The sequence below is a fragment of the Pantoea sp. LMR881 genome (assembly GCF_027157825.1).
Classification (GTDB): domain Bacteria; phylum Pseudomonadota; class Gammaproteobacteria; order Enterobacterales; family Enterobacteriaceae; genus Pantoea; species Pantoea haifensis.
Genome location: NZ_JAPVOK010000002.1, coordinates 1,522,021 through 1,537,565 on the forward strand (window position 1 = coordinate 1,522,021; position 15,545 = coordinate 1,537,565).

The following is a 15,545-nucleotide window of genomic DNA, read 5'->3' on the forward strand; positions in this document are numbered from 1 at the left end:
ACAAAAGATTCTTTGACAGGCATTCTGCAACTAATGTGCCAACCAGCCGGGGAAGAATAAATTACGGTAAAAGCGTTATTTTTTAAGCTATGACCGCATAGCGGGTGCGATTAGCCGTCAGAAGAAGATGATCCAAAACAGGGCGAAGCACCAAAACAGTGCCTGTTAACGGTGCTCCAGCTCATCAAACTGTTGATAAAGATCGGCGATTTGATGAATACGCTGACGACCATGTGACAACGTTTCATGCAGTAAGGCATTGGCGATCAGGTTAATCAGGCTCATGGCCGACGCATAACTGTCGAAAGCTGACACGCTATCGAGCGGGGCGCAGAGCTGCCAGCGCGCCAGCGAAATAACCGTTTGTGCCTGCGGCTCACACAGCGCCAATAGTGGGATGCCCGCGTTTTGTAGCTGCTGCATGACGGGACGAATAATGCGTGTACGGCGGCGAAAAGCCATGACGACCACCATATCGTCAGGTGTAATCTCTACCAGCTCTTCAGCCAGTGTTTGACCCGGCTGCGGCAGAATATGTACCTGCGGGCGGGCCTGCATAAGCTGCTGGCGCAGGTGCAACGCCACCGGATAAGCATTACGCATCCCGATGATAAATATACGCTTTGCCTGAGCCAGCTGCTGGATAACTTCGCCAAACTGCTGGGCATCAATACTGTTTACCCACTGCGTCAGATTGGCCATTTCCTGCTTGTAATGACGCGACAACAGCGTGTTGCCCTGCACCGCATCGCGATTGTCGGTTAACGGCATGCCGCTCTGGCGCAGGGTGCGTAATTCGTCACGCATGTCTTTGTACTTTTCATACCCCAGGCGCTTGAACAGGCGGCTGACCGTGGCCTTGGATACGCCGCTAAGACGCGCCAGTTCGGCGCTGTTGTAGCTGATCAGATCGTCAAAATGGTCAAAGGCAAAATCAGCAATGCGCTGCTCTTGCGGCGAGAGCTGGGAGTAGTGGCTTCTGAGCCGTTCATCAAGCTGTTTCATCGGGCATCCTGTAACTTTCGTTTCAGCTCAAGCTAGCATAATTTGCGCCAGGTTTATGGCTTTATGCCTTCACGATGAAAACTGGAACAGCTCTTGCTTTATTTTTCGTACTGTTAGCCGATAGCAAAACGAGAAAGAGATGATTCAGAGCAATATGGCACCGCTCGGCATGGCGGTGACGCCTCATCACCTGGCAAGCGAAAGCGCACTGGCGGTATTACGTGAAGGTGGCAACGCCATCGAGGCAATGGTCGCGGCGGCGGCTACTATCGCGGTGGTTTATCCCCATATGAATGGCCTGGGCGGCGACGGTTTTTGGTTGGTGCTGCCACCATCAGGCGAGCCGGTTGCGATTGATGCCAGCGGCGCGGCGGGTTCATTAGCCCATTTTGATTTTTACCACAATGAACCGCATATTCCCCATCGTGGCCCTAAATCGGCGTTGACGGTAGCAGGCACTGTCAGTGGCTGGCAGGAAGCATTAACGCTGTCCGCCGGATTGGGCGGCACACCGCTGTCGCTGACCCGCCTGCTGCGCGATGCTATTCGCTACGCCGCCGACGGCATTCCAGTGACCGCATCGCAGTCGGCAGCGACCCAATCCAAACGTGCAGAATTACAGCATCAGCCTGGCTTTGCTGACACATTTTTACCGGACGGTGAAGTACCGCAGCCAGGCAGTCGCTTTACGCAACCGGCACTGGCCAACACGCTTAGCCAGCTTACTGAAGAGGGGCTGGAGAGCTTTTATCGTGGCAATCTGGCCCACCATCTGGCGCGTGAAATGGCGGCACTCGGCATGCCGGTTACGCTTGAAGATTTGCAGCGGCATCGCGCCCGACGCTGCACGCCGCTGCACATTGCCCACAGCGAAGGCGACATCTGGAATATGACGCCACCGACGCAGGGCATGGTGTCGCTAGCCATTCTTGGCATTACCGATCATCTGGATATGGCCAGTGCCAACGATGCGCAAACCGTACACCGCGTTGTGGAAGCGACCAAAAAAGCCTTTGCGCTGCGTGACAAGCATATTACCGATCCACGCCACATTACTGAGGATCTCCAGGCCCTGCTTTACAGCGATCATCTCACTACGCTCGCCAGCCAGATTGATGATAACCGGGCTGCGCCGTGGGGAACCGGGCGCGGTCCCGGCGACACGGTGTGGATGGGGGTAATGGACAGCAGTGGCCTTGCGGTTTCCTTTATTCAAAGCATTTATCATGAGTTTGGCAGCGGTGTGGTACTGCCCGGCACCGGCATTACCTGGCAAAACCGGGGAGCCGCTTTTAGCCTCGATCCCCAACATCTGCTGGCGTTAGCGCCAGGTAAACAGCCTTTCCACACGCTCAACCCCGCCGCCGCACGCCTCAAAGATGGACGCACCATGGTGTATGGCTCAATGGGCGGCGACGGGCAGCCACAGACCCAGGCAGCGATTTTCACCCGTCACGTTATTCAGGGTTTGCCCCTGCAGCAGGCAGTGAGTGCACCGCGCTGGCTGTTAGGTCGCACCTGGGGCCAGTCCTCCGATTCACTCAAGCTGGAAGGCCGCTTCTCAACAGAGACCGTTGCGCAATTGCGACAGCTTGGGCATGAGGTAGAACTGCTGCCTGATTTCAGCGAAGCCGTGGGTCACGCCGGTGCCATTGTGCGACATAACAACGGCATGCTCGAAGGCGCAAGCGATCCACGCAGCAACGGCAGCGCCGCCGGCTTTTAACGGGAGTAACAGATGAATCAGAACATTGACTGGGCGATCTATGTCGCGCAAATGGAACAGCTACTGCGTGTGGAACTGGATGATGCGCGCCGCGCTGAATTACTCACGCAAATGACGCGTATCGCCAGCATGGCGGCCCCGCTCATGGCGTTCCCGCTTGATGATCGACTGGAAATCGCGGGAGTTTATCAGGCATGAAACTGAGTGATATGTCGATTCAGGCGCTGCAACAAGCGATTCAAAAGGCGAACTGAGTGCGCGTGACGTCGCCAGCCACACGCTTCAGGCGATTAGGCAGCATAACCCTGCTCTTAACGCCTGGACTGAAGTCACTGCGCAACGCATGTTAACGGAAGCGGAACAGATTGATACGCAACGTCAACGTGGGGAGACGTTAGCGCCGCTGGCGGGCATTCCCTATGCGGTTAAAAATTTATTCGATGTGACGGGTTACAGCACTTTAGCCGGTGCCCGTCTGTTCAGCGATCGCCCAGCGGCACAGCAGGATGCCTGGGCCGTTGAGAAGCTGCGTCAGTCGGGCGCGTTGCTCTCCGGCATGCTGAATATGGATGCCTACGCTTACGGTTTTACCACTGAAAATAGCCACTACGGCGCCACTCATAATCCGCGCGATCTCAACCGCGTGGCGGGCGGCTCTTCGGGCGGCTCTGCGGCAGCCGTGGCAGCGGGCCTGGTGCATTTCTCGCTGGGTACCGATACTAACGGCTCCATTCGTGTTCCCGCGTCGCTGTGCGGTATTTTTGGCTTAAAACCGACGTTTGGTCGGCTGTCGCGCAGCGGCAGTCATCCTTTGTCGCCAGTCTCGATCACATTGGCCCGTTTGCCCGCCGGGCAGACGATTTAGCCTTCGTCTATGACCAGCTGCAAGGCTGCGACGACACAGATGCTTTTCAGGCTGAGCGTCCGGTTGCACCAACGTTTCCGACACTGACGCTCGGCGTTGAGGGCTTACGCTGTGGCACGTTAGGCGGATTTTTTTCAACCTGGTGTGATGAAGATGCTCGCGCGGCGCTGGCAGTTGCAAGCCATGCCTTACAGGCTGATGATGAGGTGTTGTTGCCAGAAGCTGAGCTGGCACGTTCGGCTGCGTTTATTATGACGGCGGCAGAAGGCGGTAATCACTATCTTCCTGCACTGCGTCAAATGCCAGAACAGTTTGAGCCTCACTCACGTGAACGCTTGCTGGCTGGCGCAATGATGCCTGGTGCCTGGTATGTACAGGCGCAACGTTTCCGCCGCCACTTTCAGCAGCAGGTCTTACCGCTATTTGATCGTTTCGACGTCCTCATCGCACCTGCTACACCGTGTTGCGCTATCACTATTGGTCAGGAGAGTATTCATATTAACGGGCAGGATTTGCCCGCTAAAGCCAGCATGGGCATGTTAACGCAACCGATCTCTTTCCTCGGCTTACCGGTGTGTACTGTCCCGCTGGCAACCAAACGTGGATTACCCATCGGCCTGCAACTAATTGCCGCGCCGTTTAAAGAGGGAAGCGGCACTGCGTGCTGCTTATGCACTGGAGCAACAAGGCTTAACGATGCCGCAAATGAGCATGACAGGGAACTTATGAAAGCTGAAGATATTAACCGTCCAGTGATTGTCGCTGAAGTGACCGATGCTTTTTATCGCTATGAACAGGCGCTTATCAGCAACGATATTGCGGTGCTGGATGAACTCTTTTGGCACGACGCGCGTACCGTGCGCCTCGGCGCGGGTGAGAACTTATATGGTATTGATGAGATTCGCGCCTTCCGTGCCGCACGTCCTTCCGCAGGTCTGAACCGTACGCTGCGTCATACGGTGATCACCACCTTTGGTGAGGATTACGCCGTGTGCAGCACTGAATTTACGCGCGAAGGCAGCGAGAAAATTGGGCGCCAGCAGCAAACATGGGTGAAGATGCCGGGCGGATGGCGCATCGTGGCAGCGCAGGTGAGTCTGATGGTTTGATGGAGTGTCTTGCAGACGGCGTTGTCCTGCGGACGGCTTAGGTCAGGGGCTGTCCTGCGGACGGCTTAGGTCAAGGGCTGTCCTGCGGACGGCTTAGGTCAGGGCTGTCCTGCGGACGGCTTAGGTCAAGGGCGTTTCGTTCGGCCTGAAGGCCGACCGCCCCAGGGGAGACAGTCGCCCCTCCCTGGGAACCCCCGCTCTGTCGGCATCATTGCCGCTACGCGGTCCCCTCTCGCCAGTTGCCTTCCCACGGACCGCGCGGATTCGCCATCCCTGGCTCATCCCGCACTCTCGACGACTTCCTGTCGTCTCGTCCTGGAATGCGCCCTTCGTTCGGCAATTCTGACGACGCCCTCCCGCTGCAAAACCTCTGCCCTGGGAAGATTGTTTTTTTGTGGCGGGTTCTTAAAAAGTCTACAGGTATTACTTTTTTGTGGTGGGTTATTAAATGTATCAGTGGCAGGCGTGTGGCTCTGGCGACGCCCTTCCGCTGCAAAACCTCTGCCCTGGAGAGATTGTTTTTTGTGGCGGGTTCTTAAAAAGTCTACAGACATTACTTTTTTATGATGGGTTATTAAAAACTCTACGGGTATTACTTTTTTATGATGGGTTATTAAAAACTCTACAGGTATTACTTTTTTGTGGTGGGTTATTAAATGTATCAGTGGCAGGCGTGTGGCTCTGGCGACGCCCTTCCGCTGCAAAACCTCTGCCCTGGGAAGATTGTTTTTTTGTGGCGGGTTCTTAAAAAGTCTACAGGTTTTACTTTTTTATGATGGGTTATTAAAAACTCTACAGGTATTACTTTTTTGTGGTGGGTTATTAAAAACTCTACGGGCATTACTTTTTTGTGGTGGGTTATTAAATGTATCAGTGGCAGGCGTGTGGCTCTGGCGACGCCCTTCCGCTGCAAAACCTCTGTCCCGGAGAGATTATTCTTGTGGTGGGTTATTTGTAATGGGCAATTAAAAATATCAGGGTTGTGATTTAAACAATCTAATCGCGATAGATTTTTTAATTTTAAGCGCGGTTTCACAGCGGGGTGTTGGAGAGGCATTGCATTTGCTGAGGAAAGACTTGCTTCCAGGATTTGCCGCCAGAACGGCGGCGAAAGGACAGGATGAGCCAGGGGATGGCGAATCTGTCCGGTCCGTCAGAAAGGGAGGCTTGACGAGGGAACCCGCGAAGCGGGCAAATACGCTGCCGAATAGCCCGGGTGCAGAGCCGGGGCGACTGCCGGCCCTGCCCGGTCGGACTTCAGGCCGAACGAAACGCCTTTGACCTTGACCTTAGCAGGCCGCAGGCCTTAGCCGTCTGCAAGACAACGCTCCTGACGGCCCGTCAGCGCCATCAGACATCCGGCGCGGGATGCTTCTTCATCCAGTGATCGGCAATTTGTTGTCGGGTACAGATCCACACCTTTTCATGCTGCTGGATATGATCAAGGAAGTTTTGCAGCGCACGGAATTTACCGGGGCGGCCCAGCAGACGGCAATGCATACCCACTGACATCATCTTCGGTGCGGTTTCACCTTCTTCATACAACACGTCAAACGTATCGCGCAAATAGGTGTAAAACTGTTCCGCCGTATTAAACCCTTGTGGCGATGCAAAGCGCATGTCATTGCACTCCAGCGTATAAGGAATAATCAGGTGCGGTTTCACTGTGCCATCCTGACAGGTCACCTGCGTCCAGAACGGCAAATCGTCGCCATAATAGTCACTGTCGTACGTTAATCCCCCCTGCTCCACTACCAGACGGCGGGTATTTGGACTGTCACGACCGGTGTACCATCCGGTTGGCGTTTTGCCAAACAGATCGGTTAACACATCCATCGCCTGCTGCATATGCTGGCGCTCAGTTTTTGCGTCTATGCCTTGATAGTGGATCCAGCGCCAGCCGTGGCTGACAACATCGTAATCCGCCTGCTTGATCGCCTCGACAATCTCAGGATGACGCGCCAGCGCCATTGCCACGCCAAATACCGTCAGCGGTAAGCCGCGCTTCTGAAACTCATTGTGAATGCGCCAGAACCCGGCACGCGAGCCATATTCATACAGCGAATCCATCGACATATGACGATCGGGATAGCTGGCGGCGCCAATAATGTCAGAGAGAAACTGCTCTGAGCCAGCGTCGCCGTGCAAAATATTGCTCTCTGCACCCTCTTCATAATTCAGCACAAACTGTACCGCGACGCGCGCTCCTTTAGGCCAGGCGGCATGAGGCGGATTCGCTCCGTAACCTACCATGTCTCGCGGGTAGTTTTTGTTAAAGCTGTACTCTTTCTTCTCTACACCATCACTCATCGCTTGCTTCCTGTTGTGAACTGCAACGTCAATCGTTGAGGTGCTGAAAAGCACCTGAGAGCGGCTTCTGCAAAGGATAAGCTAAATCGCCATGTTTGCTAGTCCCAAAGCCCAGCGCCACCAGCGACTCCACCATTTTGACCGCAGCACTCACACCGTCGATCACCGGCAGCCCTAACTCCTGCGTTAATGACGCTGCCAGCGTTGCCATGCCACCACACCCCAGAACTATCGCGCCGCAGCCATCTTCACGCTTCGCCTGAATACAACGCTCGCGTACTTTTTCCTGCGCCAGTCCGCTGCTATCTTCTAACGCCAGTACCGGCAGATCGATAGCGTGTAACGCAGCGCAGTGATGCGTAAAACCATACTGTCGCAACAGATGACGTGCGATAACCAGCGTGCGCGGCAGTGTTGTCACAACCGAGAATCGTGTCGCCACCAGCGTGGCGGTATGCATTGCAGCCTCGGCAATCCCAATCACCGGACCGCTGGCCAGTTCACGCGCCGCCAGCAAGCCGGGATCGCCAAAGCAGGCGATAACATGACCGCTGACGCCCTGTGCTTTGCCAATTTTGACCTGCTCTAAAACACCCATAGCGGCAATCGCTTCATCAAAGTGTCCTTCAATTGAGGGCACCCCCTGGGCGGGCGATACCGCCCAAATATCCGTGCCCGGTGCTGCTACGGCACGCGCGGCCTGCCCGATCGTTTCCGTCATCGCCAGACTGGTGTTGGGATTGATAACCTGGATCAGGCTCATGATGCCGCTCCTTTATGACCGGAAAATAAACGTGAAAAGTCGGGCAGGGTTTCGCCACTGCGTTCGAAATGCAGACTGGAAACGATATGGTCGAAGTGATGTTGCAACGCCGCGCTCAGCGGCTGTAATTCTCTCTGACGCAGCAACTGCACCAGACGATCGTGATCGTCACAGCGGCATCCGCGTTGCCACGGCGCGCCATAAGCAGCAATCACCAGCGACGATCGCTGCGTCAGGCGTGTGATCATCTCGGTTAAAACCTGATTTCCTGAAATCGCCTGTAGCTGAATATGAAACGCAGCCGAAACGCGGATGGCGGCCGGGCCGTCATGATCGTCGTGAGCCTGTTTTTCCTGCCCGATTAATTTTTCCAGCGCCACCAGATGTGGCGACTGCAAATGCGCTAACACGGCAGGAAGATTGGCGCACTCCATCAAGCTGCGAGTGCGAAAGATATCGCGCGCTTCATCTACGCCTGGCGTGGCGACATGTGCACCGCGTTTGGGCGTCAGGGTGATCATTTGCACCGCAGCGAGGCGCTGTAGCACTTTACGAATGCCGGTGCGGCTGACGCCAAAAACGTCCGAAAGGGCCTCTTCCGGCAATTTACTGCCCGGTGGCAACTGATGTTCAACAATAGCGTTCATTAACGCCTGAAAAATAACTTCGTCTTTATCATGCAGATCGGCAGCCGTTCTCTGGCCTGTTTCACTTTTCATTACCTGCTCCGGTAAGTGTCTGTGCGCAGTTTATCGTATACGTGAATAACAATTTTTGTATACAAGAAATCAAATGTGGCCTGGATCCTGCAATACCGTTTCACGCTGTAATTCATTCTCATCGTATTAACAGAGGAGCAGGTTTCATGCCAAATCATTCAACAGCGGCCAGCAAGGCCTCTGAAGCCAATGCACATTACAGTCCCCGGCTCTGTAATGAGGATCTGGCTCCGACGCGCGATCAAAACTGGTCGTGGTACAACATTTTCTCGTTCTGGATGTCGGATGTGCACAGCATGGGCGGCTATGTTGTTGCCGCCAGTTTCTTTACTTTGGGATTAGCCAGCTGGCAGGTGCTGCTTTGCCTGCTGGTCGGCATCTGCATCGTACAAATCTGTGCAAATTTAGTGGCTAAGCCCAGCCAAATGGCGGGTGTACCCTATGCAGTGATCTGCCGTCAGGCGTTCGGTGTTTTCGGAGCCAACATTCCGGCAGTCATTCGTGGCTTAATCGCTTTTGCCTGGTATGGTATCCAGACTTATCTGGCCGCTAACGCGCTGATGCTGGTCTTGTTGAAATTCTTTCCGGCATTGACCCCGATGACCCAGGCTGGCTGGCTTGGCCTGTCACAGCTCGGCTGGTGTTGCTTCGGCGTAATGTGGTTATTACAGGCGATGGTGTTCTGGCACGGCATGAGTGCAATTAAACGCTTTATCGATGTGGCTGGCCCCGCCGTTTACGTCGTCATGGTGGCTCTGGCAGGCTGGATTGTATACAAAACCGGTTTCGACGGTATCTCCTTTACGCTTGCCAGCAAACAGCTTTCAGTGGGAGAACAGACATGGCAAATGATTACCGCGACTGCCCTGGTGGTTTCTTATTTTTCCGGCCCGCTGCTTAATTTCGGTGACTTCTCGCGCTATGGCAAAAATATGGCAGAAATCCGGCGCGGCAACCGCTGGGGCTTGCCGTTCAACTTTCTGCTGTTCTCTGTCGTAACGGTGGTGATTGTGTCGGGTACGCAATCACTGTTTGGCAGAATGATTACCGATCCTATTGAAACAGTCAGTATGGTGGGTAACGATTTGGCTGTGGCGATTGGCTTGCTGACCATGATCACCGCCACGATTGGTATCAATATTGTCGCTAACTTCGTGTCACCCGCGTTTGATTTCTCTAACTGCTCACCGCAAAAAATCAGTTTCCGCACTGGCGGGATGATCGCAGCGGTTGGATCAGTTTTGCTGACGCCGTGGAATCTGTTCCAGTCACCTGAGTTAATCCACTACACGCTGGATGTGCTGGGTTCGTTTATTGGACCTTTGTTCGGTATTTTGCTGGCAGATTTCTATTTGATTAAACGCAGCCGCGTTTACGTTGATGATCTGTTTGATGACACCTCAAAAGGCCGTTACTGGTATCGTGGCGGCTTCAATCCAAAAGCGATTGCGGCTTTGCTGCCGTCGGTAGGTATTGGCTTAGTCATCAGTTTTATCCCTTCCCTGCATGACATTGCGAACTTTAGCTGGTTTATTGGCGCAGCGTTGGGTGCCGGCTGCTATCGCTATCTCGCACGTCACGAGCGTGAGGAAGCTGACACCGTTGCGGATTATCGTGGCAGCGTTGCGGTGCAAAAAGAGTAAGATGTTTGGTCAGGCGGCGCGCTGTTGCTCTCCGTGTGAGAGCAACAGAAAGCAAAAAGCCGATTCATTTCTGAATCGGCTTTTCTGAATAGTTGGCGGTGCGGACGGGACTCGAACCCGCGACCCCCGGCGTGACAGGCCGGTATTCTAACCGACTGAACTACCGCACCGCGCTGTGTTCCCCGTCGGGAACGAGGCGAATATTAATGGCATGACGATCGGTCGTCAACGCTTTTTCTGTCGCAGGAAATCGTTTGCTGATTTTTTCATCTCAACGCTGATTTAATCTGCAACCCCTTGCTTTCAGGCTCGCCACAAACAACTTCCGCCCTTTTTCATCACCAGATCCAGGCGTAATTCATGCGCGGCAATCTCATCGTCACTGGCAGACACAACACGCAGCGCAGATGCCGGACGCACAATGCGCTGAATGCTTTCGCCTGATGCCTGCTGAGCACTTTCTGCATCCGTCGAAAATGCCAGGGATGTCTGACCACCGGTCATGGTCAGGAAAACTTCAGCCAGAATTTCGGCATCGAGCAACGCACCGTGTAGCGTACGTTTGCTGTTGTCAATTTCGTAACGAGAACAGAGCGCATCCAGGCTATTACGCTTGCCAGGAAACATTTTACGCGCCATCGCCAGGCTGTCTGTGATCTGGCAGAAAGTTTCTGTTTTACCAATATCACGCTGCAGCTTGCCGAACTCATAATCCATAAAGCCAATATCAAACGAAGCATTATGAATCACTAATTCTGCGCCGCGAATGTAATCAAGAAACTCGTCTGCAATGTCGCTGAAGGTGGGTTTATCAGCCAGAAACTCATCCGCAATACCGTGAACGCCAAAGGCTTCTGGATCCACCAGCCGATCGGGTTTCAAATACATATGAAAATTGTTGCCGGTCAGGCGACGGTTGATCACCTCTACCGCACCGATTTCAATGATGCGATGACCTTCATAATGCACCCCGATCATGTTCATGCCGGTGGTTTCTGTATCGAGAACGATCTGGCGGTTATTTGCAGTGCTCATAGGACCCGTTTTATGTCAGACTTGGCGTTTTGTCAGAAGGAAGTCTACCAGAGATGCGCAAACAGGTAGAAATATTCACCGATGGATCTTGCCTCGGCAATCCTGGCCCGGGCGGCTACGGCGCGATTTTACGTTATGGTCCACATGAGAAAACATTCAGCGCCGGGTTTCACCTGACCACAAATAATCGTATGGAATTAATGGCCGCGATCGTTTCGCTGGAAGCCCTTACGCAGCCCTGTGATGTGGTCCTGAGTACCGATAGCCAGTATGTACGTCAGGGCATTACCAGCTGGATCCACAACTGGAAAAAGCGTGGCTGGAAGACCGCAGATAAAAAGCCTGTGAAAAATGTTGATCTCTGGAAGCGCCTCGATACGGCGCTCAGCCATCATAAAATCGCGTGGGAATGGGTTAAAGGTCATGCCGGACATCCTGAAAATGAACGCTGTGATGAGTTAGCACGCAGCGCAGCAGGCAATCCCGCTTTTGATGATATCGGCTATCAGACTGAATCCTGATCTTTGGCCTGACGAAACTGACGTGTCGCATTAACCGTCTGGCGTACCTGCGTTTTGCTCAGGCTCCTTTTTGCTTTGGTTGGCGTAAGCGGGAAAGTTCGCTTACGTGCCACCACAATATTCAGGCACCCCAGCGCCGGTAGATGGGCGCTGATCATCTTACCCCCCTGCTGATGCCAGGGAAGCACCTGAAAACGCGTCCGGAAAACTACTTCATAATTGAGTAACCCCAGCCAGTCGAGTAAACGCATCTGGCTGAACATTCTTCCGCTCCACGGCGCTTTGCGCTGTATGCCCGGCACAAGTTTACTCATGCCCAGTAAACTGAACGGATTAAAACCGCTGATAATCATCCAGCCATCGTCTATTAATACGCGATCAACTTCACGCAAGACGCGATGTGGATCCTGACTCCATGCCAGCGTATGCGCCAGCAAGCAGGCATCAATTGACTTTGATTCAAACGGCAATTGCGACGGGTTTGCCAGCACCTGTAACAGGTCGCCTTCGCTGCCCACATTCACCTGATGTGAGATAGCGCAGTTTTCGGTATTGATTTCTGCACTGAGGTTGCCAAGCTTAAGCATATGAAAGCCATAAAGCTTTCCAAGGTAAGGCTGCAGCTGTTGCGTTAACGCGTCACGGAAATATTCTCCCCAGGGCATATCATGCCAGGAGAGTGGCGCGGTCAGAATTTGGCGTGTTTTAGCGGGCTTCATGCTTTACCATCTTCCTTTTCCTACGGCCTGCGAGAGGTGATTATGAATCTTACCAGTATTCCTGCATTGCAGGATAACTACATCTGGACCCTGACAGATGATGAAGGCAAATGTTTAATTGTTGATCCTGGCGAAGCTCAACCCGTACTGGAAAAAGTAAAAGCGAATGGGTGGCAGCCCGTCGCTATTTTACTGACGCATCATCATAACGATCACGTTGGCGGGGTGAAAACCTTGACGGAGCATTTTCCTGATGTGGAGATTTTCGGGCCACAGGAAACTGCAAACAAAGGGGCAAAGACTCTGGTGAGCGAAGGGGATCAGGTGAATGTTTTAGGGATGACGTTCAACGTCATCGCGACACCGGGTCACACTTTAGGACATATCTCATATTTTAGCTCGCCTTACCTTTTCTGTGGAGATACAATGTTTTCAGGCGGCTGCGGCAGACTTTTTGAAGGAAGCGCAGAGCAAATGTATCAATCATTTCAAAAACTTAACACCCTTCCCGATGACACTTTAGTTTGTTGCGCGCATGAATATACATTATCCAATTTAACCTTTGCTGCGGCTATTCTGCCTCATGACCCTCAGATTATGAGCGAATTCCAGAAAATTAAGGACTTACGCGCTGAAAATGGCATTAGTTTGCCAACAAAACTGGCGCACGAACGGTCAATAAATTTATTTTTGCGTACGCAAGATCCTGATTTACAACGCGCTTTATGCTTTGATCCTATCGGAAAACCAGAATGGGAGACATTTGCTGTTCTACGCGAGAAGAAAGACCATTTTTGATATTTCGGGTTGTGTTGTGAAAAGTCGTCACGTATAGTTGCTCGTCTTTTAAGCGAACTATTGACACACACATGAAGGCTAAAGCGATATTACTCGCCTCGGTCTTGCTGGTTGGATGTCAGGCATCAAGGAATGACGCCAATATCCCCGAACAGCATGCCCAGAGTTTGTCTTCAGCTGGTCAAGGTGAAAATGGAAAATACGGAGACGAGTTGTTGTCGCCGCGATGGCAGGAAGATGGAACTGGCCTCGCAGAAGACACGGATCTCTGGAGTTTCATTAGTGACGAGTTGAAGATGGGGATTCCGGAAAACAGCCGGATCCGCGAACAAAAAACAAAGTTTTTAAGAAATAAGAGCTATCTCCACGATGTAACATTACGGGCAGAGCCGTACATGTACTGGATAGTCGAGCAGATACAGAAACGTAAAATGCCGATGGAACTAGTACTGCTACCCATAGTGGAGAGCGCTTTTGACCCTCGGGCAACATCATCCGCTAATGCAGCTGGCATTTGGCAGATCGTTGCGTCCACCGGGCGAAACTATGGTTTGAAACAGAACCAATATTACGATGGTCGTCGCGATGTTGTCGCGTCAACCAGGGTTGCACTGGATATGATGCAACGCCTTAACAAGATGTTTGACGGTGACTGGTTATTAACCGTCGCGGCTTACAACAGTGGTGAAGGCCGTGTATTGAAGGCGATTAAACAGAACAAGGCGCGCGGTAAGCCTACCGACTTCTGGCATCTGTCGCTTCCACGTGAAACCACCGTTTACGTGCCTAAAATGTTGGCTTTGAGCGAACTGCTTAAAAACAACAAACGTTACGGTATTAAACTGCCGACACCGAATGAAAGCCGTGCCCTGGCACGTGTTGAAGTCGGTCAGCAGATGCAATTAACACAGGCCGCTGAAATGGCTGGTATGTCGCTCAGCAAACTGAAGAGCTTCAATACCGGTTACAAAGGCGGTGCGACAGCACCAAACGGACCGCACTATATTATGGTGCCAAAGTCGAACGTCGCAAAACTACGCAACTCACTGGCTTCCGGTGATATTGCAGCAGTACAGCCGACACAGCTTGCAAAAGCCAGTGCGTCTGGCGGTTACAAAGTACGATCGGGTGACACGCTTTCGGGTATTGCCAGTAAATTAGGCATTAGCGTGGCCACACTGAAGCAGCAAAACAACCTGCGAAGTGCAGCTATTCGTCCGGGCCAGACCTTGAGTGTCAGTACCGGCGGCACCAAGCTGGCTGATAACGGCAACAGCATCACCTATCGTGTTCGTAAGGGTGATTCTCTTGCCAGTATTGCACGGCGTCACGGCGTGAATATTCATGACGTGATGCGCTGGAACAGTGTGCTGGATAACGCAAAAGATATTCAGCCCGGCGATAAATTAACGTTGTTTGTTAATAATAGCGCAACACCTGATACCTGATACGTCAAAAAGGCTGATAATTATCAGCCTTTTTCTTTTTACCTTTCTTTCGCTGGCCCTTTATTCCGTGTTACGTGTGGAACTGAACTCTACTAACAAAGGGTTATGATCTGACGCTCGTGTAACCAATACAGAGGCTTCACTGACGTTTAAGTTCCGATAAAAAACAAAATCCAGTGGTCTGCCAAAGGCCTTACGTCGATGATCGGCAGTAAACATCACTTCTTCCAGTTTCATCTGATGCGCAAAACGATACAGCGCATTAATGCGTTGACGACTCCAGGCATTAAAATCCCCAGCCATGATGACCGGCCCACGATGGTGCGTTATCTGCTCGCCAATCGGTCCAAGTTGTTTGCTGTAAACATCCACACCCAAACTGAAATTGACTGCGTGTATGTTTACAACCATCAGCATTTCACCGGTGGGTAAAGGGTAAGCCGTGATAAGGGCAGATTTAGCCAGCCGCAGAAGTGGCTCACGCTCACGCAAAGGACAACAGTAGACAGGATGTGCAGACGCCAGCGTCATAACGCCAGAAGGATGCTGAGGCAATACAAACGCGGGAACCTGATCGGCAGCCAGATAATTACTGGTTGCGAACCTGACAAGCTCAGGCGTGGTTTGTGCCTCCTGAAGAAGCACCAGATGGGCATCCTTACCGAATCCTTCTAATACTGACATCCAGTCTGCACGCTGCTGTTTGAAAATGTTCCACACTAAAACTTTCAAATTGGGATGAGCAGACAGCGGAGCGCCGGGAGGAAGAGCCTGTCCGAGATGTAACATTGCACTCGACGGAAAGATCCGTTCTGCTGGCTGTCCCGCGACATAACGCATTGCATAGGTTTTTTTACGCACTTTCCCGCCTGACTGATTACTCA

15 protein-coding genes, 1 tRNA gene and 1 pseudogene are annotated in these 15,545 nt (G+C 52.6%); 9 read left to right on the plus strand and 8 right to left on the minus strand.

Annotation, left to right across the window (positions count from 1 at the left end; genetic code table 11):
* Positions 1 to 165 precede the first annotated feature (165 nt).
* Positions 166 to 1,005, minus strand: a complete 840-nt coding sequence (hpxU, locus tag O3W44_RS09075) for a MurR/RpiR family transcriptional regulator HpxU (RefSeq protein WP_269292811.1) — start codon at positions 1,003 to 1,005, stop codon at positions 166 to 168.
* A 139-nt stretch (positions 1,006 to 1,144) separates the two neighbouring features.
* Here hpxU and O3W44_RS09080 point away from each other — a divergent pair, with 139 nt between their 5' ends.
* The 5 genes and pseudogenes from O3W44_RS09080 (at position 1,145) to O3W44_RS09100 (ending at position 5,453) form a co-directional block, all read left to right on the plus strand.
* Positions 1,145 to 2,731 (plus strand): gamma-glutamyltransferase family protein, encoded by a 1,587-nt coding sequence (locus O3W44_RS09080; protein WP_269292812.1) that lies wholly within the window; start codon positions 1,145 to 1,147, stop codon positions 2,729 to 2,731.
* A 12-nt stretch (positions 2,732 to 2,743) separates the two neighbouring features.
* Positions 2,744 to 2,929: an oxalurate catabolism protein HpxX gene (gene hpxX / locus O3W44_RS09085; protein ID WP_269292813.1), complete on the plus strand. Its 186-nt coding sequence runs from the start codon at positions 2,744 to 2,746 to the stop codon at positions 2,927 to 2,929.
* A pseudogene (locus O3W44_RS09090) lies at positions 2,926 to 4,325 on the plus strand (AtzE family amidohydrolase). Before hpxX ends, O3W44_RS09090 begins: the two are co-directional and overlap by 4 nt.
* Positions 4,322 to 4,705, plus strand: a complete 384-nt coding sequence (gene hpxZ / locus O3W44_RS09095) for an oxalurate catabolism protein HpxZ (protein WP_269292814.1) — start codon at positions 4,322 to 4,324, stop codon at positions 4,703 to 4,705. The pseudogene O3W44_RS09090 and the gene hpxZ overlap by 4 nt, the downstream one beginning before the upstream one ends.
* 448 nt (positions 4,706 to 5,153) lie before the next feature.
* A complete protein-coding gene (locus tag O3W44_RS09100; RefSeq protein WP_269292815.1) occupies positions 5,154 to 5,453 on the plus strand; it encodes a hypothetical protein in 300 nt (99 codons plus the stop codon).
* 602 nt (positions 5,454 to 6,055) lie between these two features.
* On the opposite strand, the gene puuE is transcribed toward O3W44_RS09100, so the two are convergent.
* Genes puuE through O3W44_RS09115 form a run of 3 tightly spaced genes read right to left on the minus strand, consistent with a single transcriptional unit; the run spans position 6,056 to position 8,497 of the window.
* A complete protein-coding gene (gene puuE / locus O3W44_RS09105) occupies positions 6,056 to 7,015 on the minus strand; it encodes an allantoinase PuuE (protein ID WP_269292817.1) in 960 nt (319 codons plus the stop codon).
* 28 nt (positions 7,016 to 7,043) lie between these two features.
* The gene (gene hpxA / locus O3W44_RS09110; protein WP_269292818.1) at positions 7,044 to 7,778 is read right to left on the minus strand and encodes an allantoin racemase; all 735 of its coding nucleotides are present in this window, start codon (positions 7,776 to 7,778) and stop codon (positions 7,044 to 7,046) included.
* The gene (locus O3W44_RS09115; RefSeq protein ID WP_269292819.1) at positions 7,775 to 8,497 is read right to left on the minus strand and encodes a GntR family transcriptional regulator; all 723 of its coding nucleotides are present in this window, start codon (positions 8,495 to 8,497) and stop codon (positions 7,775 to 7,777) included. Before O3W44_RS09115 ends, hpxA begins: the two co-directional genes overlap by 4 nt.
* Before the next feature lie 146 nt (positions 8,498 to 8,643).
* Here O3W44_RS09115 and O3W44_RS09120 point away from each other — a divergent pair, with 146 nt between their 5' ends.
* A complete protein-coding gene (locus O3W44_RS09120) occupies positions 8,644 to 10,140 on the plus strand; it encodes an NCS1 family nucleobase:cation symporter-1 (RefSeq protein WP_269292820.1) in 1,497 nt (498 codons plus the stop codon).
* Positions 10,141 to 10,233: 93 nt separating this feature from the next.
* Here the strand turns inward: O3W44_RS09120 and O3W44_RS09125 are convergent.
* Together O3W44_RS09125 and dnaQ are read right to left on the minus strand one after the other, a co-directional pair.
* Positions 10,234 to 10,310 (minus strand) — tRNA-Asp (locus O3W44_RS09125).
* 133 nt (positions 10,311 to 10,443) lie between these two features.
* Positions 10,444 to 11,175, minus strand: coding sequence for a DNA polymerase III subunit epsilon (dnaQ, locus tag O3W44_RS09130; protein ID WP_269292821.1), 732 nt, complete (start codon positions 11,173 to 11,175; stop codon positions 10,444 to 10,446).
* Between the two features lie 53 nt (positions 11,176 to 11,228).
* Between dnaQ and rnhA the strand changes: the two genes are divergently transcribed.
* Positions 11,229 to 11,696, plus strand: a complete 468-nt coding sequence (gene rnhA, locus O3W44_RS09135) for a ribonuclease HI (RefSeq protein ID WP_269292822.1) — start codon at positions 11,229 to 11,231, stop codon at positions 11,694 to 11,696.
* On the opposite strand, the gene O3W44_RS09140 is transcribed toward rnhA, so the two are convergent.
* Positions 11,681 to 12,415, minus strand: coding sequence for a class I SAM-dependent methyltransferase (locus tag O3W44_RS09140; RefSeq protein WP_269292823.1), 735 nt, complete (start codon positions 12,413 to 12,415; stop codon positions 11,681 to 11,683). The two genes, rnhA and O3W44_RS09140, sit on opposite strands and share 16 nt — an antisense overlap.
* 42 nt (positions 12,416 to 12,457) lie before the next feature.
* Here O3W44_RS09140 and gloB point away from each other — a divergent pair, with 42 nt between their 5' ends.
* Together gloB and mltD are read left to right on the plus strand one after the other, a co-directional pair.
* Complete coding sequence (gloB, locus tag O3W44_RS09145; RefSeq protein ID WP_269292824.1) at positions 12,458 to 13,213, plus strand: hydroxyacylglutathione hydrolase; 756 nt, start codon at positions 12,458 to 12,460, stop codon at positions 13,211 to 13,213.
* A gap of 71 nt (positions 13,214 to 13,284) precedes the next feature.
* A complete protein-coding gene (mltD, locus tag O3W44_RS09150; protein ID WP_269292825.1) occupies positions 13,285 to 14,661 on the plus strand; it encodes a murein transglycosylase D in 1,377 nt (458 codons plus the stop codon).
* Positions 14,662 to 14,721: 60 nt separating this feature from the next.
* Here mltD and O3W44_RS09155 read toward each other — a convergent pair whose 3' ends face one another.
* The gene (locus O3W44_RS09155; protein WP_269294406.1) at positions 14,722 to 15,522 is read right to left on the minus strand and encodes an endonuclease/exonuclease/phosphatase family protein; all 801 of its coding nucleotides are present in this window, start codon (positions 15,520 to 15,522) and stop codon (positions 14,722 to 14,724) included.
* Between the last annotated feature and the right edge of the window lie 23 nt (positions 15,523 to 15,545).